We start from the raw sequence: 25111 nt of genomic DNA on the forward strand, positions 1-25111 counted from the left end.
TTTTGAAGGTCCTGTTCATCCTTCACAGCTATGCTCATCGTTTACGTAGATATTGAAAGTCTGATTGATGCTCAGTCGATTGAATAACAAGCATTATGCTTTGATCACCGTTCTCCTGCTTGTCCTGACAGCCGTCATTCTTTTTGCCATGGGGCGAGAGCCGATCTGTAAGTGCGGAGAGATCAAGCTTTGGACGTGGGACGTCAACAGTTCGGACAACAGCCAGCATATTGCTGATTGGTATACGCCTTCGCACATCATCCACGGCATGCTGTTTTATGCCCTGTTCTGGTGGATGGGGCGGTTGTTTACGGGCGGTGCCGGTTGGCCGATGGGTTTCCGTCTGGTGCTGTCTGTTATTGTGGAAGCGGCCTGGGAGATCGTCGAGAACTCCAGCTTCATCATCAATCGCTATCGGGAAGCGACGATTGCGCTGGATTACTTCGGTGACAGTGTTCTCAACTCCGTCTTCGATATTATCTGGATGATCTTCGGCTTCTGGCTGGCGGCTCGTTTGCCGGTATGGCTGACAGTTGTGCTGATCCTTGCGATGGAGTTGATTGTTGGTTCGATCATCCGGGATAACCTGACCCTCAATGTGATCATGCTGGTCTATCCGCTGGATGCGATCCGTGAATGGCAGATGCAAGCCTACTGATCTACATAAAAGTGCCGCGCTCATGGATGATTGCGCGGCCTTTTATCTTTGAACTTAAGCTATCGATGAACGCCTGAAGCGAACGCCCTATTGCTTTTTGTGAGCAGCAAGGGCGATGGCGACATAACTCCATCCGTTGAACATGATCGAGATGCCAGCAACGAGGCCAAGTGCCCACGCTGTTGAGCCGGGGAAGTCGAGCAGAATCATCAGGCCTGCGCCAATTGCGATGATACCGGACGCGAGGATCCAGCCCCAGCTGCTGTGAGGTCGTAGGCGGAAGGAGAACATGGCTTGTGCGATGCCCTGTGCAATGAAGACAACGGAAAGCACCAGCGTGAGTGCTTCTGTCCCCGCTACAGGGTTGTAGTAGATCGCGATGCCGCCAACCAATGCGATGATGCCGATGAGGGACTGCCAGAGGAAGCCTCCCCATTCTTTCACCTGCATGGCATGCCAGAGTTGAAGAACCCCGACGACGATTAAAACCAGTCCGATAACCAGTGCTACTGCGATGGAGGACGCGTATGGTATGACCAACACAATCGTACCACCAATCACCATCAATACTCCGAGCACCAGGAATTTCCACCAGTTGTCACGCACTAACTGCGTGAGGTCCGGGACATTTGGAGGCGGGGTGCCACCTGTGTTGGGTTCTTGTCCAGGCATAGTCGTCGGGGTCTCCTTCGTAGAGGGTCGGGCCATTCAGAGGCTGCATTGAAACGGCTAACTCTCTAGGTAACAGCAAATCACAGCTTTACTCTTGATTGAATTCGCCGAATTTTACCCTCTTTAGGTGACTAGTCAGAGCTCTCACACGATTTCGCAGGACTGAGGTGCTGGTGGTGAGTTATCGCCGCTGGAAAACCTCAGGCTAATCCTGATGGGATTTTGTGTTTCATGGGGCCATTCTGGCCAAAACTACTCTGGTAATTTTCAGCCTTATCGGCTAGAGGATCGGCATGTCTGAAAGCACTCCTGAAACAAACACCGCCATTCCTCCTGTTGTGATCCTTTGTGAACCTCAACTTGGCGAAAACATCGGCATGGTTGCCCGTGCGATGGCCAACTTTGGCCTGCATGATCTGCGCCTGATCAACCGCGTGATGGTTGGCCGAGTGAAAAAGCGCGCTCTGCTTCCAGCCGGGCTCATCATGTGATTGATGCTGCTCGGGTTTTTGACAGTGTGGAGGAAGCTGTTGCTGATCTGAAGCTGGTTTTTGCGACCACGGCGCGCAGCCGCGATATTCCAAAGCCGGTTGTTGGGCCTGATGAAGCTGCTAATGAGAGTGTGGCTCAGGGTCTGCGTGATATTCCATCCGGTTACATGTTTGGTCGCGAACGCTGGGGCCTGAACAATGATGAAGTGGCGCTTGCGAACAAGATCGTGACGCTGCCGGTTGATCCAACCTATGCTTCCCTTAATATTGCTCAGGCTGTTTTGGTATGTGCCTATGAATGGCGCCGCGTGGCGACAGCGGGTGCATTGCCTTTCTCATTAGATGATTACGAGGGAGAGCCTGCAACTCAGGAATCCATTCAACGGATGTTTGACCATCTGGAATCCGGTCTGGACGCGCGTGGTTTCTTCCGTCCTGTCGAGAAAAAGCCAGTCACAATTCGTAGGTTGCGCAACATCTTTCAGAAAGCAGATCTCACCGATAATGAAGTGCGCATACTGCGCGGTGTGATTTCCTGCTTCGAAAAGTATGGTGTGAAGGATCAAGATTAATGTTGAACGGCTCTCCGGTTGTTCCGTTCCAGCCTCTGCATATGCAGCCAGATGTGTCTGGCCGTGTGCTGGTACTGGATAGTGGTGTCGGAGGGCTTTCTGTTCAACGTGAGATTAAACGGGCGTTGCCCGATGCAGGCCTGCTTTATCTGGCGGATCGAGCGGCTTTTCCCTATGGAGATTGGGAGGCGGATGCTCTTCGGGATCATATTGCCTCTCTGGTGAGTTCCGTGAGCGATGCATGGCAGCCGAGTGCGGTTGTGGTGGCGTGTAATACAGCTTCCACACTGGTGCTCCAGCGCTTGCGGAAGTTCCTTGATGTGCCTGTGGTGGGCACGGTGCCTGCGATCAAACCAGCTGCGCAGAAGACGAAATCTGGTGTGTTTGCGGTGTTGGCGACGCCGGGAACTGTGAAGCGCGATTACACGCAGGATCTCATCATTGACTTTGCCCCGGAGCACCATATCGCTCTGGTTGGTGCTACCGGTCTTGCTGCGTTGGCGGAAGACAAGCTGGCTGGTCGCGCGGTTGATCTTGATCGTCTCCGCCACGAAATCGCGCCCTGCTTTGTCGAGAAAAGCGGAAAGCGTACGGACTGCGTTGTGCTTGGCTGCACGCACTATCCGTTTCTGCAGAAAGAGATGGAACAGGTGGCTCCATGGCCTGTGACCTGGATTGACCCAGCCCCAGCCATTGCCCGCCGCCTGACAGATGTGCTCAAACGTGAACGCGTTGCAGTGGGGTGTGAAGACCTGTTTTTTGTGACCGGTTAAGCCCGCATTAATCACGTGTGAGAGTTGCCTTTCTCATCTGTTGGATGAGGTGCGGTGCCGACTTATGCTGATGGCATTTCTATTATTAAGTGATTTGCCATGTTGAATTCTCTCATTCGCTCTTACAAAGGGCAGAAGTACTTTCTCCTTGATCCGTACATTGCACAGCATAACCTCATGCAGCTCCGGGTATTCGAGGTTCTTACCGGTCTTCTGATCGTATCCAACTGTTACCTAGCTTATTCAGGAGCTTACGCGGTGGGCACGTTTTTACCCCCGCAGGCTGTTACTGAGCTAATGCAGTGGGTCCTTCCGTTCCTTGGGGATTTGGCTGCCCAAGCTCAAACACCTGAGCAGCAGGCGCTTGCTGTTGGACAAACGACATTTCTTGGTTTCAGTTTCCTGATTGTGCTTGTCACACCAGTGCTCGGCGGGCTGGTAATGGATGTTGAGCGCAAGACGCGACTGGCTGTCCCAAAGGTGATGGCGTTCGTCGGGTCCATGGGATATGCCATGTACAAAATTCTCAATGCGAGTGAAGTTGTTCTCTTCTCAGAAGGCGGTCAGATCCGGACGCTTGATCTTGCAGCGGCACGGCCTGTTGAACTCGGCAATCGAGGAACATTGCTTCAGCCAGACATTATCACTGATGTCATGACGGCTGACTGGTTTCCCTATGTGGTGCTGGGATTGCTTATCCATGGTTTGGCTTGGATAGCTCATAGAGCTTTCATTGCACTGAGGCTTCTATAGGTTGCTGGATTGTTGCGGGGCTTGGCGCAAATCCTCTCTTATTTAAGTGGTTGTTCTAGGCGGATCTTGAATTTGTTTTGATAGCCAGTCGACACCTGCGGATTTGCTGGAGTCGAAGCCTTGGATATCATCAACATTGTCGTCGATTACACCAACGCCATCCTCTGGAACTATGTTCTGCTTTATGGATTGCTTGCTGTTGGTGTGTTTTTCACCATTCGGCTGGGGTTCATCCAGTTTCGATATTTCGGACAATGTTTCAGTGTTCTGCTCAAATCCCGTCATGAAGACCGCAACGGGATCAGTCCTTTTCAGGCTTTATGTACCAGTCTGGCGTCACGTGTTGGTACGGGTAACATCGCAGGGGTTGCTGTTGCGCTGACGCTGGGCGGGCCGGGCGCTATCTTCTGGATGTGGATGGTTGCGCTGGTTGGCATGGCGACGGCTTATGCTGAGAGTGCGTTGGCTCAGCTTTATAAGGTTGAGGATGATGAAGGGCAGTTTCGTGGTGGTCCAGCTTTCTATATGGCGGCAGGGCTAAAGAGCCCGCTCCTCGGCCATATCTTTGCAATTGCTTTGATTTTTGCGTTTGGTGTTGTGTTCTCTGCCGTGCAGTCCAACTCCATCGCAGATGCCATGTACAGTGCCTTTGATATGCCGGAGATCGTGACTGGTGCCGTGCTTGTGGTGGCCGCTGGTCTCGTTATCTTTGGCGGTTTGCGTAAGATCGCGCACTTTGCTGAGGTTGTCGTTCCGTTCATGGCGATTGCTTATGTGGTGATCGCGTTTGGTATTCTGGCGGTGAACTTTGAGCAGGTTCCGGGTGTTCTTTGGAGCATTGTGGCGCATGCGTTTGGATTGGAAGAAGCTGTTGGTGGTGTGACTGGCGGTGTGATGGCAGCGCTGCTCAATGGTGTTCGCCGTGGGCTTTATTCCAACGAAGCGGGCATGGGCTCTGCGCCGAACGTGGCTGCCTCTGCCGTTCCTGATCCGCATCATCCGGCTTCTCAGGGTTTTGTGCAGGCGCTGGGCGTGTTCATTGATACGATCGTGATTTGTACGGCGACTGCGCTGATTATCCTGCTCTCCGGCATTTATGATCCTACGACCGGTGTGACAGGTATTTCGCTCACTCAATCAGCGGCTGAAGCGCATGTGGGGGACTTTGGTGTCTACTTTATCGCAGTGGCGATTCTGTTCTTCGCGTTCACGTCTATCGTTGCAAACTATTCCTACGCGGAGAACGCCATGATCTATCTGGAACATGGCTGGAAAGGTGGCCTGACGGTGTTGCGTATCCTTTCTCTGGCCATGGTGTTCTGGGGATCATTGCAGACCGTTGATACGGTGTTCAACGCAGCAGATGCAGCTATGGCGGTGATGGCGACGATCAACTTGATCGCGATTGTGCTTTTGGCGCCAAAAGTCTCTTTGATCACAAAGGATTACATCAAGCAGCTGAAGGAAGGGAAGGAGCCCTTGTTCGACGTTGCTGAGCATCCTGAGCTGTCTGAGGGCGTGGATGCCACGATCTGGAGCAAGGAGCGTGGTGAGGAAGCGCAGAAGCGGTACTGATCAGGCCTATGTTTCTGGGCAGTTTGCTGTCATATTTCGTTGACTCTTGGGCGCATTTTCAATAGGAATGCGCTGTTCAGGGCGGCCCCGATGGAGCCGCTTTGATTTTACGCACCCGTGTGGTTCGGCATGCGCTATTTGCCGTAACTGCTGTCAGTCGCTTGTAAGCTTTTGTGTTTGCAGCGAAAAAGGAGGGCGCGTTTCCTTTAAAATTATAGATCAACGCAAAGGAAACTGCGATGTCTAAGCGCCAGAGCGCCAAGTATAAAATTGACCGTCGTATGGGTGAGAACATTTGGGGTCGCCCAAAGTCTCCAGCTAACCGCCGTGAATACGGTCCAGGTCAGCACGGTCAGCGCCGCAAAGGCAAGCTTTCTGACTTCGGCGTGCAGCTGCGCGCAAAGCAGAAGCTGAAAGGTTACTACGGCAACATCTCCGAGAAACAGTTCCGCAAAGTTTATGATGAAGCTTCCCGTCAGCGCGGCGATACTTCTGAAAACCTGATCGGTCTGCTCGAGTGCCGTCTTGACGCTATTGTTTACCGCGCAAAGTTCGTTCCAACTGTGTTTGCTGCTCGTCAGTTCATCAACCACGGTCACGTGAACGTAAACGGTCGTCGTGTAAACATCGGTTCTTACATGTGTAAGCCTGGCGACGTTATCGAAGTTCGTGAGAAGTCCAAGCAGCTGGCAATCGTACTGGAAGCAGTACAGTCCGCTGAGCGTGACACTCCTGACTACATTGACGTTGACACCAACAAGCTGGTTGCAACTTACTCCCGCATCCCAGCATTTGGTGACGTGCCTTACCCAGTTCAGATGGAACCAAACCTGGTTGTGGAATTCTATTCCCGCTAATAGGTTTGATCCTGAACGATTTGATTTGGGCTACCCTTTGGGTGGCCCTTTTCATTTTGCGGTGCTACTCCTGCCGCAACGAATTGCATTCATCATCGCCGGATGAATAACGAGTAAAGATAAGATAAAGCCATGAGTCAGTTAAGCGCAGAACACGCAACCGATATAGCTGCTGAAAGCAAAGTTTTCGATCCTGATTGCCATCCGCTGTTCCGTGAGGTGCCAAGTTCGGTTGAGTTTAAGAAGCTGCGTAAGCGGTTGCTGCGTGAGACACGCCAGGCGATCTCTGATTACAAAATGGTGCCGGATGGTGCGAGCCCGGAAAAGACTAAATGGCTCATCTGCCTGTCTGGCGGTAAGGACAGTTACACCCTGCTTGCGGTTCTGATGGATCTGAAGTGGCGCGGTCTTCTTCCTGTTGACCTGATCGCCTGCAATCTGGATCAGTCCCAGCCGGGCTTCCCTCAACACATTCTGCCTGAGTTCTTTGAACGATATGAGATCCCGAATTTGATCGTGCGCGAGAACACCTATGGCATCGTTACTGATAAGCTGCCAGAGACCTCGACCTATTGTTCTTTGTGCTCCCGTCTTCGCCGCGGCATTCTTTATCGCACTGCGCGTGAGCTGGGCTGTGAGGCGATTGTGCTGGGGCACCATCGCGATGATGCGCTGGAAACCTTCATGATGAACATGTTCCACGGTGGCCGTATGGCCTCCATGCCGCCAAAGCTGGTGAACGATGAGGGCGATCTGATGGTTCTGCGCCCGCTGATGAACTCATCAGAGGTAGACATTGAGAAGTTCTCCAAGGCGATGGAGTTCCCGATTATTCCTTGTAACCTATGTGGCTCTCAGGATGGCCTGCAGCGCGTTCAGGTGAAGAACATGCTGCAACAGTGGGAAAAGGAAACACCGGGTCGTCTGGGCATTATGGCACGCGCTCTGGCACATGTGCGTCCATCACACCTGCACGATGCGCAGGCGTTTGATTTTGTTGGCCTGCGTCCGAACACCGGTGAGAAGGGTGAGAGCGATCAGGAGCCATGTGCAGCTGCTGAGGCGATGACTGAGAAGTTATTCGGCAACGAGTTTTAGCCTCTTGGGCGACCTCTAAATACTTCAGGCCGCTGTATCATTTGATGCAGCGGCTTTTTTGCTCTTGGGGCATAGATTGAAGAGCTGTACAGGATTGAAAGATGGCACCACTTCGTTTTCGGGCTCGTAACACTGCTTGGTTCTGCAGAACCTGTTTGTTGCTGTGATGTTTGCCGTGTTCTCACAGCTGCACGGGTTTGCTGCGCTTTCTCCGTTGTTAGAGGAGGTGTTTGGCATTGGGGTTGCTACATTCTTTTTGCTAGGTATCACCATCGCACTCGGCACAGCTGCATGTTCTATCTGCCTTCCTTGAACTATGTTGAGATCAACCGCGAAGGGATCGTGTATCACCGCGCACTGGTTAAGCGCCGATTGGCTTGGGAAGAGGTGGATGCGGTTGGTGTGAAACCGTTGACCTTCATGGGCGTCAAGTTGGGCAAGCGCGTGGTGCTGGATTTGAAAGGCAAACGCAAGTTCCCTTACGCGCAAGCCGTTCGCGGTCTAGGCATCGATGGCATTCTTCCAGGTTCTTACAGAGAAACACCTGAAGAGATGGCACAGCAGATCGAGCAGTTTCGTGGTGTTGCCGGGGTTTGATTAGTTCCCAGAATTATTGTTTGTTTTAGTTGATGTCTTAGTTCGATTCTCAACCAGTTTTCTTAGGTTCATTAATGTGCATGAATGTTTCCAAGCTCTTAGAACTCTCCAGCCCAGAGTTGGCAGGAAATGAGCTACTAGGAGGCAATACTTCGGTCAACAAGGTAGATCTATCAGCGACCGGGTTGATTGATCTTCTTAAGCGGAGAAATGGCTTCTATGCGTTCGAATGCGCATTGCATGTGTTGCCGCTCACACCTAGCCAAGAAGTAATGAGTTTGACGCGGTGGAACGATAACCAACTGTGGCGAGATGGCTATGGCATGCTGGATGCTAAGATCATTTTCTTTGCAGAGGATGTTCTCGGCAATCAGTTTTGTTTATTCGAAGGCGCTGTTCATAGCTTCGATCCAGAGACTGGTGAACTGGAATATCTCGCTCGAGATATTGAAGATTGGGCAGGTCTTGTATTGGAAGATTATAACACTCTTACTGGTTGGTCTTTAGCTCGTGATTGGCAAAGTAAGCACGGCCCACTGCCGGCTAACATGAGACTTTGCCCGAAAATTCCTTTTGTACTTGGAGGCGAGTACTCCATAGAAAACTTGTACCTTTGCAACAATGTCGAAGCGATGCGAGTTTATGCAAACTTAGCTATTCAACTCGCCGATGTTCCTGATGGGACCAAAATCAGATTAAAGGTAGTCGATTGAAGTGAGATGCATTGGCTATCAGCATGTGCACCGAGTAACTACAGTCACATTCGTGAAATCAGAGAATCCAGACAGAATTTTAAACTCTTGTTAGGTAATAAAAATTCGTAAATGGCATGAAATAATTGCAAAAGATACGCGATTTTACCTATTCGATAAAGAATGTATCCAGAACCTGTAACTAAAGTCGAATAAGGACATACATTTCAGCGGTCAGGTCCCGGTTTGAGGGGCGATATTTTTTAGTTTCTCGATGTGATTTTTCACCAAAGGCATTGGAGGCAGCTATGAATATGGTGATTGAAGGCCTGAATGGCATTGGATGGCGAAAGCGGAGAAATCCTGCTTCTGAATCCTGTCAGTGCGGTTCCTGGAAACTGCATTGGATCAAACACTCCAAGCGTGACTGGCCGTCAAAATGCAGTAATGCAGATTGCCATAAGAAACCCACCCTAGGCGCAGATGTCAGATGGCTTAGCGGCAGCCGTCCTCAAATTATCCCCCTATGCGATAGTTGTAGCAAGCAAACTGATCGCTTCAATCTCAGAGAGGGTACAGTCACCGTACTGACGCATCAGTATGAGTGCAGCTGAGCTCTCACTTCATTCCACCATAGTACTTACAGGCGTCAGGGCCGTTCAGTAAGGACGGTTTCTGAAACACTGTCATATGGTTGCACTCGTAGCGAGCCAGACCTTCCTTTGTGGTTGGCGTGATGCTTGCCGCGACGGCTCCCATGGTGGTTCCTGTGATTATGCCAAGGAGCAAAACTCTCAGATAAACTTGCATCTCTCATCCCCCGATGAACTGTTGATGAGACGTTTTTAGCAAGGGGAATGTGAGAGAGCTCTGAGAGCAATGTTCATTTGGCGTTCAGGATGGTTAAGCCGTCAGGCTGCTCCAGTTAACCCTTAAAAGACTGTCCTGTTTTGCTGCCTCAATGAAGTCAGAGAGAGGCAGAGGCTCCGACTTGTTGTCATGCGGGGCGACATGCAATGCACTCCATCCAGCTTCCCGCGCGGGTTTGATGTCTTTCTCCAGATTGTCTCCGATGAAGAGTGCAGTATCGGCTTCAAAGTTGTGCTGGCTTTGGAGTTTGCGGAGAAGCGGAATGCTTGGCTTGCATTCTGCGGGGAAGGGGTCTCCACTGGCATAGGCGAAGTCAACGTGCTCTGAGAGGCCGAGCTTGTTCATGACAGCCCATTGAAACTGAGAGGGACCGTTCGTCATCACACCGATCTGACAGCCAAAGTTAGTTTTAAGGAGTGCCATTGCTTCAAAGATGCCTGTGAATGGTACCTGAGCTTCCGACCAACGCTGTGTGAACGTATCTAACGCGTTCTTTTGTTCCTCAGGTGATAGTTCCGGAAAGCAGGATTGAACAGCTTCAAGGCCGGTATGCTCTCCGTTGTGCAGCATATGGCGCAGCCAGGTGTCGCTATGCTTATTGAACTGCTCGCCAAAGATCTCAAAGAACATCTTGGGATAGGAGGCCTTGTGATGGCAAATGGTGCCATCCAAATCGAAAACAATGGTCTTGAACATGTACTGTCTGCTTACTGAAAAAACTATGGTTCAAACTATTCGGTTCTGACAGCTTGGCAACAAAAAACGGGCCCTCGTGTGAAGGCCCGTTTTGGAAAATGTCGTTTCAGCAGAGACTTATGCAGCTGGTGCGATCTCGATGCCTTTTTCTGCAAACAGAGCCTGCAGTTCCTGAGACTGGAACATCTCACGGATAATATCACAGCCACCGATGAACTCACCTTTGACGTAGAGCTGTGGGATTGTTGGCCACTGGCTGTAGTCTTTGATGCCCTGACGGAGGTTATCGTCTTCCAGAACGTTATGACCGATGTACTTCACACCAATGTAGTCCAAAATCTGCACTGACTGGCCGGAGAAGCCACACTGTGGGAAGTTTGGGGTGCCTTTCATGAAGAGCACAACATCGTTGTTTTCTACTTCGTGCTTGATCCAGTTTTGGATATCGCTCATTTCGTCGAGTTCCTTTCGCTCGACCGGGGTCAAAGCCCGGTGACCGTGATTGTATTTTGTTCGTGGTGCGGCCACTCATATGGGAACTTGCATGGGTAATGCAAGAAAAAGGTCGCACCTTCGTGTTCTGTTATTCCGGAGCTGAGGTCTGCAACGCCAAAGCGTGCAAATCGTCGCCCATTTTACCCTTAAGAGCCTGATACACCATCTGGTGCTGCTGTACGCGGGATTTACCGCGGAAACTTTCTGAGATGACGACAGCTGCGTAGTGATCACCATCACCTGCCAGATCTCTAATTTCCACGTGTGCGTCCGGCAAAGCCTCTTTAATAAGGGTCTGTAGTTCGCCTGCGTCCATGGCCATGAGTGTGCCTCCTTGCCCGACTGGGTTGCTTCTGTTTGGCTGCTTCTCTCACCACGAATGAAGAGAGAAGCGAATCTTATTTAGAACTCAGTTTAGCAGTTCGGTGGACGAGTATCAGCTCGCCTGCATAAAATGCGGGAACCATCCCTCGAAAGCATTGTTCAGCTCTTCAACTGACACACTGATTTTATCGCCAAGAACCAGAGTATCACCACCAGTCTTACCGATTTCTTCTGTGCTGATACCAGCGTCGATCGCATCTTCCAAGAAGGCAGCGAGTTTTTCCTCTGCCACAGTCACAACATAGCGACTTTGATCTTCACCAAACAGAATGGCATGAGGATGGTCACCGGTCACTTTTGCAGTTGCGCCGAGCTTGCCTTTGATCGCCATTTCAGCCAGAGCAACAGCCAGACCACCTGAGGAGATGTCGTGTGCAGCTGTGATGCGGCCTTCGGTGATTGCCTCACGAACGAAGGTGCCGGTGAGCTTTTCAACTTCCAGATCGACTGGAGGAGGAGCGCCTTCTTCACGGCCCAGAACTTCCTGCAGGTACTGGGAAGAGCCGAGGTGTTTGCCCTTACCACCCAGAACGACGATGGTTTCGCCTTCCGCAACAAATGCACTGCCGACGCGTTTGGTGACGTCTTTCAGCAGGCCAACGCCGCCGATGGCTGGTGTTGGCAGAATACCTTCGCCGTAGGTTTCGTTGTAAAGGGAAACGTTACCGGAAACGATTGGGGTTTCCAGCACTTCACAGGCTTCGCCGATACCCTTCAAGCAACCAACGAACTGACCCATGATCTCTGGCTTTTCAGGATTGCCGAAGTTTAGGTTGTCGGTGATTGCCAGTGGCAGGGAGCCAACTGCGGACAGGTTGCGGTAGGTTTCTGCAACTGCCTGCTTGCCACCCTCATAAGGGTTTGCGTAGCAGTAGCGTGGGTTCACGTCGACGGAGAAGGCCAGACCCTTGTCTGTGCCGTCTACGCGAATGACGCCTGCATCACCGCCCGGAGTTGCAGCAGAGTTGCCCTGAATGAGGGTGTCGTACTGCTCGTAAACCCAGCGACGGGAAGAGCCGTTTGCGCCACCGAGTAGCTTCAGCAAAGCTTCTTTGTAGTCTGCTGGTTCTTCAACGTTGGCTGCAGCGATTTCGTCCGGCTCTGGCCACTGTGTCCATGGACGGTCATATTCCGGAGCTTCGTCGCCGAGTTCCTTGATTGGCAGATCAGCCATTACTTCGCCGTGCTGTTTTACAACGAAGCGCAGGGTATCCGTGGTGATGCCGCAGATTGCGAAGTCCAGACCCCACTTGGTGAAGATGGCTTCCGCCTCTTTTTCCTTGGATGGCTCCAGTACCATGAGCATACGCTCCTGGCTTTCTGAAAGCATCATTTCGTAGGCGGTCATGTTTTCTTCGCGAGCAGGAACCTTGTCGAGGTCGAGCTCGATGCCGAGGTTGCCTTTTGCACCCATCTCAACTGCAGAACAGGTGAGGCCAGCTGCGCCCATATCCTGAATAGCGATAACCGCACCGGTCTTCATCAGCTCAAGGCAGGCTTCCATCAGGCATTTTTCGGTGAACGGGTCACCTACCTGAACGGTAGGGCGCTTTTCGTCGATGGAATCATCGAACTCAGCGGAGGCCATTGTTGCGCCGCCAACGCCGTCGCGGCCCGTTTTTGCGCCGAGGTAAACGACTGGGAGGCCGACACCTTTTGCTTCGGACAGGAAGATCTTGTCTGCATCAGCAAGACCAGCTGCGAAGGCGTTTACAAGGCAGTTGCCGTTGTAGGATTTGTGGAACTCAACTTCACCGCCCACTGTTGGGACGCCAAAGGAGTTGCCGTAGCCACCAACGCCGGAAACAACTCCGGAAACGAGGTGGCGCGTGCGTGGATGATCCGGCTCACCGAAGCGCAGCGCATTCATGGCTGCGACAGGGCGAGCGCCCATGGTGAACACGTCGCGCAGAATGCCGCCAACGCCGGTCGCCGCGCCCTGATAAGGCTCGATGTAAGATGGATGGTTGTGGCTTTCCATCTTGAAGACGACAGCCTGGCCATCATCGATGTCCACAACGCCTGCATTTTCGCCTGGTCCCTGAATGACGCGAGGGCCAGTGGTCGGGAGTGTCTTCAACCATTTCTTGGAGGATTTGTAGGAGCAATGCTCGTTCCACATTGCGGAGAAAATTCCAAGCTCGGTGAAGGTTGGCTCTCGGCCAATCAGCTCCAGGATGTGAGCATATTCATCTTCCTTAAGACCGTGGGCCTCAATGAGTTCGGGGGTGATCTTAACGCTATTTTGGATCATCACACTCAGAAAATTTGGGCGCTGTGCGCCGGGGCCAAATGTCACGGGCTGCTTAACAGGATTCATAGAAAAATGGAAACTGTAGAGGCCGCTTTTTTGGATTTTTTGCTGCCAAGGCATGGTTTTTTGCAGCTTGACGACAAGTCACTCTGTTTAAATCATATAGAGCTGTAATCTTTTGAATTAGCTGAAAAATTTTTCAGCCCCAAATGCGCAGTTTGCGGTGGTCAGAAGGTGACTTCGCCCTGCAGAGTTGTCACGGACATGGACATGTTCGGCAGCTTGGTGCGGCTCCATGTTCCGCTGCCTTTGGCGTTTGCCCATTTTTCATCGCCACCCAGAATGGCCCAATTGCCAGAGTACCGTCCATCTTTGATGCCCGTGATCTCATAGCTGATGGCGAATGGTGCGCCGTTCTTGTCCTTCAGGCTACAAACACCGCCGCCCTGTACCTGCATGTTCTTAACGACCGCACCACCGAAGCAGCTGCCGGATACGAAGTCGAATGGATCTTCTGGGTTGTCGCTGAGGAATACGTAGTCTGCGTTGATGCGCTTTAGGTTGAGCTGGTCGGTAATGATGGCGTTGTTGTAGAGACCGAAGGTTGCGAGCTGACCGGTGTGAGAGAACCCTGCTGCTCTGGCGTTGACCTGTGCTGCATTGGCAGAAAGAGCGGTGGCTCCAACTGCTGTGGCGAAAACGGTTCCGAGGACGGCAAGTCTTTTCGCAAGGGGTGGCATCACAGATAGTCCTTTGCAGGTTTGCCCGGCGATTTAGCAAGGCGCATGTGTTTTCGCGATGCAACCACAACCTGAGAGGCTGTTTCAATCATGTCCTTTTGAACTGGTTAGGGTTTTGTTTCGCGTTATGCAATGAGCAGGCGCTAAAATTTTACGCTTCGGAAATCTTCGTTAACCTACTGTATTTACTAGCTACTTAGAATTTGGAGGGATCATTTTCACGATTTCAAAACCCTCATTTGCGATGCTTTCACGTGCCTCCAAATGGGCGCCTTTTGCCGGTGCTAATAACCGGCTTGTCTAACAAGAATTCGCCGATGCTTATGTTTTGCGTAGTGTCAGGTGAGCGGAGATAAAGGGTGCCTGGAGGCATTTTTCACATAAGTGGTCCGATCAAGGTGATCTTAGGCGCATGCGCCTTGATCGGCGCTTATGTTGTTATTGATTATTTCTTCACGTACACCGCGGATGCCTATGTCTCCGCAGATGTGGTGCGTGTCTCTCCTGAAATTTCCGGATTTGTCACCGAGGTTCCTGTTGACCGGAACAAAGCTGTAAAAGCTGGTGAGTTGCTGATGCAGATTGATCCTGAACCTTTTGCTTTGGCGGTTCAGGAAGCGCGGGCGCAGGAAGCCATGTCTCTGGCAAACCTGCGCAGGTCTGAGGCAGAGGTGCAGGTTGCCGAGGCTGCGGTGACTGCTGCCGTTGCTAAGGTTGCTAATCTCTCAGCTCAACAGCAGCGCTTTGAGGAGTTGACGGACAATGGTTTCGTCACCCAACAGCGTCTCGACAACATCACACTCTCGCTGGAAGAAGCGAATGCGGAAACGGATTCGGCGAGAGATACATTGCGGGCCGCGGCGCATCAGGTGGAAGTGCAACGCTCGACCTATGAGGCTTCTCAGGCGGCAACGGCTCTGGCGCAGTATAACCTTCGAAAGTCCTCCTTGCTGTCGCCGGTGGATGGTGTGGTCAGTGAGTACACGGTTAACCCGGGGAACTATGTGCTTCAGGGCATTCCGCAGATGGCGCTTATCACGAACACCAACTGGCGGATCATTGCGAACCTGATTGAGAGGCATGCGGCCCGATTGAAACCGGGGCAAACGGTATATTTTCAGGTCTCCAGTGATCCATACCGAGTTCACAAGGGGACGGTCCGGTCCATTGGGCGAGGTATTTCCCGAATGGATCAGGACCCAAGGGTGCTGCCCTACATACCATTGACGACCGACTGGATCCGGCTTTCGCAGCGGTTTCCGGTCGAAATTGATATGGGGGAGTTTTTAGAGGACCACGTTCCAATGCACGGGGGAGATGCTCGCATCTTCCTTGTGCATTAGAGGAGGCGCCATGTTCTTCAACTACGCTATCGGTCTCCGCACCAGCCTGATGGTCACACTCGCCTCTGTCATTGCTCTGATTGTTGATGCGGATGATCCTTGGTGGGCGGCCATGTCCGCGATGACGGTGGCCAATGCGGACTGGACCAATGTCTGGCGCAAAGGCATTCAACGTGTGATTGGCACCATTGCCGGTGGGTTTTCCGGGTACTGGATCGCGGTTGCAGTTAAGAACTATGAAGTCTTCCAGATGATTGCGGTTGGATGCCTTGCAGCACTGGCGATTTATAAGCGAATGGCGAGCCCGAACTATGCCTATGCCTGGTTGATGGGGATCGTGACTGCGATGTTGGCCATTTATATTTCTCTGCTGGAAATCGATCTGTTGTTTTACCTGATGGTTGACCGAACAATTACGGTTGCCATCGGGGTGATGACGGCTGCTGTTGTCTCCTATTACTTCCTCGAGGAAACGTCTTTAGGTGTTGGAGTTGGGCCGTATTTGACGCCCAACATCGACACCATGGATAAGAGCTGGGTGATTGCGCTGTGTTTGAGCGGGGCAGCTGTCGCGATGCTGGCACCGATCATATACGTGGGTCATGAACTCGCGGCGATGGTGCAGATCATCATTACCTCGCTTGTTGTGCTCTATGGGCCGGTTGTGTCCGTGAAGAAGTTTGCTTTGAACCGAAGTCTGGGCTGTCTCATCGGTGGGTTGATGGGGTTCGGTCTGATCGGGCTCGGGTTACAGTCGTTTTTCTGGTGGGCGCTGCTGCTTGCAATCGGGTTGTTCTTCCTAGCTCGGTGCACCACGGCAAGAGTTACTGGGCTTATGCAGGAACGCAGGTGGGTATGCGTTTGTGATTGCGGCGCTGGCGTCTGCAGGTCCGGTCGACAACTTCAATCAGGTTATTGACCGATTAGTGGGTGTTGTTTTGGGGGCTGTGATTGCGATCTGTGTCTTGATTGTTGTCCGCATTTGGCAGGGGGCAGACTTTCCAGATATTGAGCACATCAATCAGAAGAAGGCACGAAAGCCTCGTGTCAAAAAGACATAAAAAAGAGAGGCTGCGAAAACACAGCCTCTCTGAGCACCAAGAAAGTGTTTGTGGTAAAATTGATTATAGAGCTCCGGTGTATTCACCGCGGGCGGGATAATCGTTCTTGATGCAGAAGTCGAGAGCACCGAGCATTGGTTTAAAGTCAGGACGTGCAAATGGCATAGTCTGCACATTCCCGAAGTAAAGTGTGCCGTCAGGCTTTACGAAGAACAGGCCTGGTTCTGCGAACAGATCTGGTTCTTCAATACCGATAGACGTTTTTCCGCGGCCTGCTGAAATGAACAGACCCCATTCACGCGCCTTGGTCAGAGAAACGCCATACCCAACGCGCAGTTTGTCTGCTTTGATTGCGTTGGAGAATGTTTGGGCACGGTCCTCTGTATCGGTGGAGAGAGCAATGGTTTTCACACCGCGTTCTTCGAACTCCGGTGTCAGACGTTCCAGTTCCTTCAGGTAGGTTGCACAGATGGGGCAGTGCAGACCACGGTAAAAGACAACCAGAGTAGCAAAATCAGAAGCGTCGGCTGACAGATCGAATGTACCACCACCAACGAGGTTCGCAGATAAGCTTGGGACTGGCTTGCGAGGGATCAGCATATTATTCTCCTGAGCTAAGTATTCTTCTTGTAGCTTTGCTCATTTCGTTTTTTGAAAAGGCAATTAGCGGTGGTCGATTTGTAGCTATTATGTTATTGAACGTTTAATTGCCTTTTGTTCGAAAAAACTGATCGAGAGTTCGGATATGGCCACTGAGCTAGCTGAAGTGAAACCACGAGAGCTGCGATACGACCGTCTGTCTTCGCTTATTGAGCGCTTTAAGGTGGAGGCGCATATCCTTCACAACACAGAGGATGAGGTGCTTCAGGGCAACTTTTTCATCCTTCGTTGCATGCACGGTTTTCGGAAGCTCGTGTTCCTTCCTTCCAGTCCCAACAACCCGACTGAGATCAAGCGTATTTGCGATGACACCATTGTGCTTGCAGGTGCGCGGGTGGAGTTCGGTGGTCCGGGGTCTCAGCTGAGTACGGCGTTGCCGGACTATGTCGAGATCTATCTGCAGGATGCGCCTGAGCTGGAAAGCCTTGCGGATCTGATGGTGGAGGAAGTGTTGTCTCCACGCTGTGGTGGAGCGGCGGTGATCAACCGGCTTTGTGAGGTCGTGGTTATCCGGTTGCTGCGGCATGCGGTTCGTTCTGGTGCAGCATGCAGCGGATTGATTGCTGGGCTTGCGCACCCAAATCTAGCGCAAGCGCTTGTGGCTATTCATGAGGAACCGGCAAAGCAATGGCGGTTGGAGACCCTCGCTGAAGTTGCGGGCATGTCGCGTACTCAGTTTGCGGTTCATTTCAAGGATGTGATGGGGGAAACGCCGGGCTCGTACCTAAGCAACTGGCGTCTGGCACTGGCGAAGCTGGATCTGGAGGCAGGGCGCCCATTGAAGAGTGTGGCAGCGCGTGTTGGCTTTGCGTCACCGACGGCATTGTCCCGTGCCTATCAACGGCGTTACAATGAGTTGCCTCGCAATGTTGCATTGAAAACAGTTGTGGCTGCTTAATACTGGGGCGCGTTGTGTATTTGTCCTAATGTCACAACTCTGCTTTATATGCTGCTCCGCTTTCTATTCAGAATACGATTGAGCCATCCATGAGTTTTGCAGAACGTCCGACAAATCTTCCTGAGGAACATGTTCAGGGCCATGCGTTAGAGGTCTTTGTTGCTTTCCTGAAGTTGGGTCTGACATCCTTCGGCGGGCCGATTGCGCATCTTGGGTATTTCCGAGAGGAGCTGGTTAAGCGACGGAAGTGGCTTTCGGAGGAAGCCTATGGAGATCTGGTTGCGCTCTGTCAGTTTCTGCCGGGGCCTGCGAGTAGTCAGGTTGGGTTTGGTCTTGGTTTGATGCGGGCAGGACCGCTTGGGGCGCTTGCAGCATTCTTTGCATTTACCGCTCCTTCCGCTTTGCTGCTCTTTGGTTTTGCATATTGGGCCAGCGCTTTTGATGGGCCTGTTGGAATGGGCTTGATCCATGGCCTCAAGCTGGTTGCCGTCGCTGTGGTGGCGCAGGCGGTTTGGGGGATGGCACGTAACTTCTGTGCAGATCAGCTTAGGGCCGGGCTTGCAGTATTGGCAGTGGTTTTAGTTGTGGCACTGGGCGGTGCTGGCGGGCAGATTGCTGCGATTGTTGCTGGTGGCTTAGGTGGTTTCCTGTTCTGCCGATCTGAACCCAAAGCCGACGTTCATGAGGTGCTGTTTGCTCCAAGACGACGGTTTGGTCTTTTAGCTGTCGTGCTATTTGCTGTTTTGTTGTTTGGCCTGCCTGTTCTGAGCGAGTGGATTGTTGATCCGCTGCTTGGTGTGTTTGCAAGCTTCTATCATTCCGGTTCGCTCGTGTTTGGTGGTGGCCATGTGGTGCTGCCGCTTCTGGAGGCGGAAGTGGTTGGAACAGGGCAGGTCAGTGAGAGTTCGTTCCTGGCCGGATATGGTGCAACGCAGGCAGTTCCGGGACCACTCTTTACGTTTGCCGGTTATCTGGGGGCTGAGATGCCAACTGGATACGCACCATGGATTGGAGCGTGTGTTGCTTTGATTGGCATCTTCTTGCCGGGAGCTCTGCTTTTGATTGCCGGTTTGCCCTATTGGGCTGTGCTGCGGCAGACGCCTTCTGCGCGTGGGATCATGGCAGGTGCTAATTCGGCTGTGGTTGGTGTGCTCGGTGCTGCGCTTTATTCACCTGTGTGGACCAGTGCAATCTTGGAGGCTAAGGATTTTGCAGCGGCGCTTTGTGGCTTTGTGCTGCTGGTTTCTTTCAAGTCTCCGCCATGGGTTGTTGTGGTGCTGCTGGGCTTGACCGGGATCGGGTTTGCATTCATCTGAGGCATGAAAAAACCCGGAGTGCTGAGCATCCGGGTTTTGAAAAAGTTAGTGTGCGTGCAGTTTAAGCTGCAAGGCTCTGCATGACGCTTTCGAACAGCGCGCGGCCTTCAACACCACCGTGAAGATCTTCAATGAGATTTTCTGGGTGAGGCATCATGCCAAGGACGTTGCCTTTTGCGTTGGTGATGCCAGCGATGTCGTTGATGGAACCATTCGGGTTGGTGCCGTCAGCATAGCGGAATGCCACGCGGCCTTCGCCTTCCAATTCTTTCAGCGTTTCTGCATCAGCAAAATAATTGCCATCATGGTGAGCCACCGGGCAGCGCCAGACCTTGCCTTTTTCCATGTGGGATGTGAAGGCACTGTTGGTGCTGGTGGTTTCCAGCATGACTTCCTTACAAACGAAGTGCAGGGATGCATTGCGCATCAGAGCGCCTGGCAGAAGGCCAGCTTCAGTCAGCATCTGGAAGCCATTGCAAACGCCCAGAACATGACGTCCCTGATCAGCTGCTGTTTTCAGAGCTGGCATGATGTGGGAACGAGCTGCAATCGCACCTGAACGCAGATAATCACCGTAGGAGAAACCGCCCGGAAGGACGTAGAGATCTGCTTCCGGCAGTTCTGTTTCGGTGTGCCATACTGTGGCAACAGGCTGGCCGGAGATTTGCTCCAGCGCTTTGATCATATCGCGGTCACGGTTGGAGCCGGGGAATAGGATCACTGCGGATTTCATGAATGTTTCCTCTTGGATGGAGGGCCGCTTGTCACAGACGAGGTTTTACAGGAGTAAAAACACCGCAAGAACAGAGAGGGCAGCTGGCAAGCCAATAAAGATGATCGCCTTGATGACCATGAAACGGATGATCCGGCTTGTATCGTCTTGCACGGTTTTGCCCTCGCAGGTTCGTCTATCGGTTACAGCTTAAAGCAGCTCGATAGAGTAATTTTCGATGACGGTGTTTGCCAGCAGCTGTTCGCACATGGCTTCAATGTCAGCTTTGGCCTGTGCTTCGCTGCGGTCAGCCAGCTCCAGATCAAACACTTTACCCTGGCGAATGCCTTCAACGCCTTCAAAACCAAGAGAACCAAGGGAGCCTTCGATTGCTTTGCCCTGGGGATCGAGAACACCGTTCTTAAGAGTGACGGTCACACGTGCCTTCATGGTTCTAACTGGTCCTTCCTTACCAATATGGGAGATTTAAGCGGACTGCATTGCGCCTGTCGCCCAAATCCATTCTTTGCGCGCGTTCATAACGCGGGAATCTATGCTGGGGAAGCAAAAACGAGCCAAGGTAGTGAGATAGTTCAATACCCGTGCGGTAGATAGCTTGCCCCAAAAATGCAAAACGGGCCTCACGGGCCCGTTCATTGATTACTTGACTAGCACTGGTCCAGAGTGTCCCGGACGGTCGTTGTCGATCAGGATGCCGAGCCTGCGGGCTACTTCCTGATAGGCTTCAACCATACCACCCATGTTCTGACGGAAGCGGTCTTTGTCCATCTTGTCGTTTGTGGATGTGTCCCACAGGCGACAGCTGTCTGGAGAAATCTCGTCCGCAAGAACAATGCGCATCATGTCGCCTTCGATCTGACGTCCAAGTTCGATCTTGAAGTCAACGAGGCGGATGCCAACGCTCATGAACAGACCGGATAGGAAGTCATTGATGCGGATGGCGAGTGCCATGATGTCATCAAGCTCCTGAGGAGCGGCCCAGCCAAAAGCGGTGATGTGTTCTTCAGAAACCAGCGGATCTCCAAGTTCGTCGTTCTTGTAGTAGAACTCGATAATGGAGCGTGGAAGCTGAGTGCCTTCTTCCAATCCCAGGCGTTTGCACAGAGAACCTGCAGCAACGTTGCGGATAACGACCTCAATCGGGATGATTTCCACCTGACGGATCAGTTGTTCGCGCATGTTCAACCGACGAATAAAATGGGTTGGAATGCCCATGTTATTCAGATTGTTGAAAATGTACTCAGAAATCCGGTTGTTCAGGACACCTTTTCCATCAACGACTTCATGCTTTTCGTTGTTGAAGGCTGTTGCATCATCTTTGAAGTGCTGAATCAGCGTTCCCGGCTCAGGACCCTCATAGAGAATCTTGGCCTTGCTTCGTAAATTCGCCGACGGCGGTTCATAGGCACGTACCATTGCGTTTGTAGAACAAGTCGTACGGGTGACGTCGGGGCGTAAACCAGATGTCTTTCAAAGCACTCGAGCCAAAAGACTGCAAATGTTCCTCCAGCATTGGTTTTCGCATCTTTCGTCATTGCGAAAATCGCGATCCCGCTATGCGGCGCGGAACTTAACCGACTTTTTGATAAAGCACAAATGGGTAATTCGAATGGCGTTACCACCATTTGATATACCACTGACTACAACTAATGGCTTTTGACCTGCAAATAGAAGTTGCGTACAATGATTCACGTAAGTTATAGCGTGACTTGTAAGAGGGGAGGGACCTTTTTACATTGTCTGAGCTAGGAGGGAATAGATGACCACGTTCGACAAACGAGCTGATGCGTTTGAAGGCGGTTTCGCAATGGGTTCTGAGCTTGCTTTCAAGGCGACTGCGCGGCGCGACAAGCTGCTGGGGCAGTGGGCTGCTGAGAAGCTTGGTTTGGCCGGGGACATTGCAGAAGAGTACGCCAACAAGATCGTACAAACTGATCTTAAAGAGCCAGGCGACGAAGACATTTTTGCTCGTATTTCCAAGGATTTTGCTGATGCAGGTGTTGAGCAGTCTGAACACCAGATTCGCCGCACTATGGAAGAGCTGATGGCTGTTGCGAAGAAGGAAGTTGCTGAGGAAGCGTAAGCTGATCCCCTCAAGCTGGCCCATCTGATGGGCGCTTCACAAAAGAATTTGCCGTCTTCCCTTGATATTGTGAGGGAGACGGCTTTTTTGTTTGAATGACAAATGCGTTTAAGAGCTGGTGCTACGTGGTTGATGGTGCCTATGCTCGATCAGATGAGGCATTGCATGACTGAGAAAATGTGTCTGGCAGAAAAACTGCGTGTAGGGCAAACCGTTGTGAGCGCGTGGGCAAGCCTGCCATCTCCGATCTTTTCGAATCTGTTTCTGAAAAGTGGTTACGAGGCAATCACTCTGGATTTGCAGCATGGCTTGCTGACGACAGCTGATGCCCGTGATTCTATTCGGGAGATCATCATTGGCGGTGGTCATGCTGTGGCACGAACCTGCGTTGATGATTTCAAGAATGCCAGCTGGCTGCTTGATATGGGCGCGGAGGTGATTATCGCGCCGATGATCAACTCAGTGGCAGACGCGAAGAAGCTCGTTGAGTTCTGCAAGTACCCACCGCTTGGTTCGCGCAGTTATGGTGCAGTGGGGGCGACGATGACCTCTGGCACCACCATGGATGAGTACTTTGCTTCTGCAGATAAGAAGACACTAGCTATTGCGATGATTGAGACGCCGGAAGCCTATGAAGCTCTGGAGGATATTCTTGCTGTTGATGGATTGGACGGTGTTTTTGTCGGGCCTGCTGACCTGTCACTGACTGTTTCTGGTGGGCAGCGTGTGGAGCCTGTGGCAGATGCATCATTAGCGATGCAGAAGGATATTGCCGAGAAAACACGCGCTGCTGGAAAGATTGCAGGGATCTACTGTGTTTCCAAAGGTCATTTGCAGCACTCGAAGGCCGCTGGTTATCAGTTCATGACGTTTGGAACAGATTCGACCTTGTTTATGAGTGCAGCATCAGAGGCTGCTAAAGCTCTCGATTAAGATTGCATTGCATACAAAAAAGGCCGCCTCTCAGGCGGCCTTTTGCGTTTATGGATCAGAACTTAAACCTGAGCAGCTGTGCGAATGGCTGTGATGTTTTCGCGGTAGCTTTCTACGCTGCCGCCTTTGAACACTGCTGAGCCGGCAACCAGTGTGTCTGCGCCAGCTTTAGTGACTAATGGCGCAGTTTCCGGAGTGATGCCGCCATCGATCTGGATGCGGATTGGACGATCACCGATCATGCTTTTGATGCGGGCCACTTTCTCAATCTGAGAGTAAATGAACTTCTGTCCGCCGAAGCCTGGGTTGACGGTCATGACGAGGATCAGGTCTACGCTGTCCAGAACGTACTCCAGGCAGCTTTCATGTGTGCCAGGGTTCAGCGAGACACCAGCTTTCTTGCCAAGGGCACGGATCGCCTGCAGAGAACGGTGCAGGTGGGTGGTCGCTTCAGCGTGAACGGTGATGTAGTCGGAACCAGCCTTTGCGAAGGCTTCAAGGTATGGGTCGCACGGCTCGATCATAAGGTGGGTGTCGAACACCTTGTCGGTGTGAGGGCGGAGCTTTGCGATGACATCCGGACCAAAGGTGATGTTTGGAACGAAGTGACCGTCCATAACATCCAGATGGATCCAGTCGGCTCCAGCTTCTACAACATCACGAACTTCTTGCCCCAGCTTGGAAAAGTCTGATGCAAGTACGGAAGGTGCGATAACGAGCGGCTGTGCCATGGCAGGGATTCTCCTTGATGTGCCCATTTGCTGTGCGGCTAACATGGACACAAGAGAGAAGCAAGTGGTGCGAACAGCGTAACTGCCACTCGTGCTTTAAGGGGCAGATGTTTCAGTCTTACCGATATGCATGGCAACGGGTCGTAAGATCCACGGCAGCAGGTAGATGGGGAACTGAGCAAAAGCGAAGAAGAGCCACGCAAGCTCAGGGATTGTGCCGCCTAATGCAGCAACCATCAGGCCCAGGTTTCTGCTTCCTGTACCATAAGCGGCGATGAAGGCGGTTTGCTTGCCTGCTGGATAGAAGATCAGGAATGTGATGAGCAGCTGAACACCAGCGATGGCAAAGACACCGATGAAAAGGGCGGTCGCCTTGAATGGAGCGGTCAGCGCAAAGTCGGTTACTCCATCCATAGCCGCGATGGCAAAGATGAATAGCACAACGCAATTGATGCCGTTGATGTGATCTGTGGCCTGGTTGATGCGCGCAGCACCAAGCACGTAATAGAGCAGGCGACCTAAACCCGCTGAGCCGATCAGGAACATGGCCAGATTGGTGGCCAGTGAGAGTGGGGCAACCTGCAAGGTGTCTGGCAGCAACAGGTACGCAAACAAGGCCGTGCTGAACGGTGCAATGATCAGTGCGAGTGTTGAGATGGTGAGTGCGAGCGCACCGTTGAGGCCAAACATCCAGATGAAGATTGGCGTGGACATAACGGGCGGTGCCGCTGAGACCATGAACAGTGCGGTGAGCACGCCGAGATCAATCTGATCCAGACCGATTGTCAGGCAGATCAAAGTTGCCAGCAGGGGCAGAAGCAGCATTTGCCAGAGGACTGCCGCGATTGCTGGAAGAGGATGTGTGAGCTGCTGTGCGATTGCAGTGTTGTCGACGCGAATAAAACTCAGTGTCAGCAGAATAAAGATGGCAGGCGTTAAAAGAATGCGCAGGGCTTCTGCAATGCCGGGCAGAAAGAGGCCGAGAAAGATTGAGATCGCCACGGCATTGGTGCCGTTTCGTCCCAGAAAACGCAGGAGTGCGTTGATCAGCTTGAGGCCGCTTATAACGAATGTGGGGGAGGGCAATGTTTAGTCCACGCGAAATCTATAAGTGCAAGAGATCGCGCGACTAAACCATATCAGTCGAGTTTGAGCAAACATTTCGGAGTTTCGGCG

27 protein-coding genes and 2 pseudogenes are annotated in these 25111 nt (G+C 52.1%); 15 read left to right on the forward strand and 14 right to left on the reverse strand.

From position 1 onward, the window contains the following. The first annotated feature begins 67 nt into the window (after window positions 1-67). Window positions 68-658 (forward strand): DUF2585 domain-containing protein, encoded by a 591-nt coding sequence (locus JCM12308_RS02565; RefSeq protein WP_054782762.1) that lies wholly within the window; start codon window positions 68-70, stop codon window positions 656-658. A gap of 87 nt (window positions 659-745) precedes the next feature. On the opposite strand, the gene JCM12308_RS02570 is transcribed toward JCM12308_RS02565, so the two are convergent. Then, window positions 746-1330, reverse strand: a complete 585-nt coding sequence (locus JCM12308_RS02570) for an HdeD family acid-resistance protein (RefSeq protein WP_008548078.1) — start codon at window positions 1328-1330, stop codon at window positions 746-748. 293 nt (window positions 1331-1623) lie between these two features. Here JCM12308_RS02570 and JCM12308_RS02575 point away from each other — a divergent pair. The 8 genes and pseudogenes from JCM12308_RS02575 to JCM12308_RS02610 all read left to right on the forward strand — a co-directional run bounded on the left by JCM12308_RS02575 (window position 1624) and on the right by JCM12308_RS02610 (window position 8759). After that, window positions 1624-2393: pseudogene (locus tag JCM12308_RS02575) on the forward strand (RNA methyltransferase). Continuing rightward, complete coding sequence (gene murI / locus JCM12308_RS02580; RefSeq protein WP_054782763.1) at window positions 2393-3166, forward strand: glutamate racemase; 774 nt, start codon at window positions 2393-2395, stop codon at window positions 3164-3166. Before JCM12308_RS02575 ends, murI begins: the two are co-directional and overlap by 1 nt. Before the next feature lie 99 nt (window positions 3167-3265). Beyond that, window positions 3266-3919, forward strand: a complete 654-nt coding sequence (locus JCM12308_RS02585) for a hypothetical protein (RefSeq protein WP_054782764.1) — start codon at window positions 3266-3268, stop codon at window positions 3917-3919. A gap of 129 nt (window positions 3920-4048) precedes the next feature. After that, the gene (locus tag JCM12308_RS02590) at window positions 4049-5494 is read left to right on the forward strand and encodes an alanine/glycine:cation symporter family protein (protein ID WP_174519172.1); all 1446 of its coding nucleotides are present in this window, start codon (window positions 4049-4051) and stop codon (window positions 5492-5494) included. Window positions 5495-5733: 239 nt separating this feature from the next. Beyond that, window positions 5734-6351: a 30S ribosomal protein S4 gene (rpsD, locus tag JCM12308_RS02595; RefSeq protein ID WP_008547786.1), complete on the forward strand. Its 618-nt coding sequence runs from the start codon at window positions 5734-5736 to the stop codon at window positions 6349-6351. 132 nt (window positions 6352-6483) lie between these two features. Further along, on the forward strand, window positions 6484-7449 hold the full coding sequence (ttcA, locus tag JCM12308_RS02600) for a tRNA 2-thiocytidine(32) synthetase TtcA (RefSeq protein WP_054782766.1): 966 nt from the start codon (window positions 6484-6486) through the stop codon (window positions 7447-7449). Between the two features lie 291 nt (window positions 7450-7740). Then, a complete protein-coding gene (locus JCM12308_RS02605; RefSeq protein ID WP_208978200.1) occupies window positions 7741-8046 on the forward strand; it encodes a hypothetical protein in 306 nt (101 codons plus the stop codon). 80 nt (window positions 8047-8126) lie between these two features. After that, entirely contained in the window at window positions 8127-8759 is a 633-nt protein-coding gene (locus JCM12308_RS02610; RefSeq protein WP_054782767.1) for an SMI1/KNR4 family protein, read from the forward strand. A gap of 597 nt (window positions 8760-9356) precedes the next feature. Here the strand turns inward: JCM12308_RS02610 and JCM12308_RS02615 are convergent. The 6 genes from JCM12308_RS02615 to JCM12308_RS02640 all read right to left on the reverse strand — a co-directional run bounded on the left by JCM12308_RS02615 (window position 9357) and on the right by JCM12308_RS02640 (window position 14177). Beyond that, a complete protein-coding gene (locus JCM12308_RS02615; RefSeq protein ID WP_037036196.1) occupies window positions 9357-9548 on the reverse strand; it encodes a hypothetical protein in 192 nt (63 codons plus the stop codon). Window positions 9549-9641: 93 nt separating this feature from the next. Continuing rightward, window positions 9642-10304, reverse strand: coding sequence for an HAD family hydrolase (locus JCM12308_RS02620; protein ID WP_054782768.1), 663 nt, complete (start codon window positions 10302-10304; stop codon window positions 9642-9644). 117 nt (window positions 10305-10421) lie between these two features. After that, window positions 10422-10757 carry a Grx4 family monothiol glutaredoxin gene (gene grxD, locus JCM12308_RS02625; protein WP_008547903.1) on the reverse strand — a complete coding sequence of 112 codons (336 nt, stop codon included), beginning with the start codon at window positions 10755-10757 and terminating at the stop codon, window positions 10422-10424. A 130-nt stretch (window positions 10758-10887) separates the two neighbouring features. Continuing rightward, complete coding sequence (locus tag JCM12308_RS02630) at window positions 10888-11121, reverse strand: BolA family protein (RefSeq protein ID WP_008547869.1); 234 nt, start codon at window positions 11119-11121, stop codon at window positions 10888-10890. A gap of 114 nt (window positions 11122-11235) precedes the next feature. Continuing rightward, window positions 11236-13440 (reverse strand): phosphoribosylformylglycinamidine synthase subunit PurL, encoded by a 2205-nt coding sequence (purL, locus tag JCM12308_RS02635; RefSeq protein WP_054782886.1) that lies wholly within the window; start codon window positions 13438-13440, stop codon window positions 11236-11238. 224 nt (window positions 13441-13664) lie between these two features. Then, window positions 13665-14177, reverse strand: a complete 513-nt coding sequence (locus tag JCM12308_RS02640) for a hypothetical protein (protein ID WP_014286432.1) — start codon at window positions 14175-14177, stop codon at window positions 13665-13667. 359 nt (window positions 14178-14536) lie between these two features. Between JCM12308_RS02640 and JCM12308_RS02645 the strand changes: the two genes are divergently transcribed. Both JCM12308_RS02645 and JCM12308_RS02650 read left to right on the forward strand, forming a co-directional pair. Continuing rightward, on the forward strand, window positions 14537-15520 hold the full coding sequence (locus tag JCM12308_RS02645) for an HlyD family secretion protein (RefSeq protein ID WP_174519169.1): 984 nt from the start codon (window positions 14537-14539) through the stop codon (window positions 15518-15520). Between the two features lie 10 nt (window positions 15521-15530). Next, window positions 15531-16439 carry an FUSC family protein gene (locus tag JCM12308_RS02650; protein ID WP_208978201.1) on the forward strand — a complete coding sequence of 303 codons (909 nt, stop codon included), beginning with the start codon at window positions 15531-15533 and terminating at the stop codon, window positions 16437-16439. Between the two features lie 205 nt (window positions 16440-16644). Here JCM12308_RS02650 and JCM12308_RS02655 read toward each other — a convergent pair whose 3' ends face one another. Further along, complete coding sequence (locus tag JCM12308_RS02655) at window positions 16645-17181, reverse strand: peroxiredoxin-like family protein (protein WP_054782769.1); 537 nt, start codon at window positions 17179-17181, stop codon at window positions 16645-16647. Between the two features lie 145 nt (window positions 17182-17326). Here JCM12308_RS02655 and JCM12308_RS02660 point away from each other — a divergent pair, with 145 nt between their 5' ends. Continuing rightward, entirely contained in the window at window positions 17327-18139 is an 813-nt protein-coding gene (locus JCM12308_RS02660) for an AraC family transcriptional regulator (protein ID WP_008547858.1), read from the forward strand. A gap of 89 nt (window positions 18140-18228) precedes the next feature. Then, window positions 18229-19455 (forward strand): chromate efflux transporter, encoded by a 1227-nt coding sequence (chrA, locus tag JCM12308_RS02665; RefSeq protein WP_054782770.1) that lies wholly within the window; start codon window positions 18229-18231, stop codon window positions 19453-19455. Window positions 19456-19516: 61 nt separating this feature from the next. Here the strand turns inward: chrA and purQ are convergent, their stop codons facing one another. From purQ to purC, 4 genes and pseudogenes are all read right to left on the reverse strand, one after another. Beyond that, the gene (gene purQ, locus JCM12308_RS02670; RefSeq protein ID WP_054782771.1) at window positions 19517-20188 is read right to left on the reverse strand and encodes a phosphoribosylformylglycinamidine synthase subunit PurQ; all 672 of its coding nucleotides are present in this window, start codon (window positions 20186-20188) and stop codon (window positions 19517-19519) included. 45 nt (window positions 20189-20233) lie between these two features. Then, window positions 20234-20341 (reverse strand): phosphoribosylformylglycinamidine synthase-associated small membrane protein, encoded by a 108-nt coding sequence (locus JCM12308_RS31265; RefSeq protein ID WP_014286429.1) that lies wholly within the window; start codon window positions 20339-20341, stop codon window positions 20234-20236. 36 nt (window positions 20342-20377) lie between these two features. Continuing rightward, complete coding sequence (gene purS, locus JCM12308_RS02675) at window positions 20378-20617, reverse strand: phosphoribosylformylglycinamidine synthase subunit PurS (RefSeq protein ID WP_008548081.1); 240 nt, start codon at window positions 20615-20617, stop codon at window positions 20378-20380. A gap of 210 nt (window positions 20618-20827) precedes the next feature. Next, window positions 20828-21591: pseudogene (gene purC, locus JCM12308_RS02680) on the reverse strand (phosphoribosylaminoimidazolesuccinocarboxamide synthase). A gap of 356 nt (window positions 21592-21947) precedes the next feature. Between purC and JCM12308_RS02685 the strand changes: the two are divergent. Next, window positions 21948-22271 carry a DUF1476 domain-containing protein gene (locus JCM12308_RS02685; RefSeq protein WP_008548073.1) on the forward strand — a complete coding sequence of 108 codons (324 nt, stop codon included), beginning with the start codon at window positions 21948-21950 and terminating at the stop codon, window positions 22269-22271. Between the two features lie 165 nt (window positions 22272-22436). Beyond that, a complete protein-coding gene (locus JCM12308_RS02690) occupies window positions 22437-23204 on the forward strand; it encodes an HpcH/HpaI aldolase family protein (protein WP_054782772.1) in 768 nt (255 codons plus the stop codon). 62 nt (window positions 23205-23266) lie between these two features. Here the strand turns inward: JCM12308_RS02690 and rpe are convergent, their stop codons facing one another. Together rpe and JCM12308_RS02700 are read right to left on the reverse strand one after the other, a co-directional pair. Further along, on the reverse strand, window positions 23267-23935 hold the full coding sequence (rpe, locus tag JCM12308_RS02695; RefSeq protein WP_054782773.1) for a ribulose-phosphate 3-epimerase: 669 nt from the start codon (window positions 23933-23935) through the stop codon (window positions 23267-23269). Between the two features lie 96 nt (window positions 23936-24031). Further along, on the reverse strand, window positions 24032-25021 hold the full coding sequence (locus JCM12308_RS02700) for a hypothetical protein (protein WP_054782774.1): 990 nt from the start codon (window positions 25019-25021) through the stop codon (window positions 24032-24034). Between the last annotated feature and the right edge of the window lie 90 nt (window positions 25022-25111).

Origin of the sequence: Pseudovibrio denitrificans JCM 12308 (assembly GCF_001310815.1) — a bacterium.
Taxonomy (GTDB): Bacteria; Pseudomonadota; Alphaproteobacteria; order Rhizobiales; family Stappiaceae; genus Pseudovibrio; species Pseudovibrio denitrificans.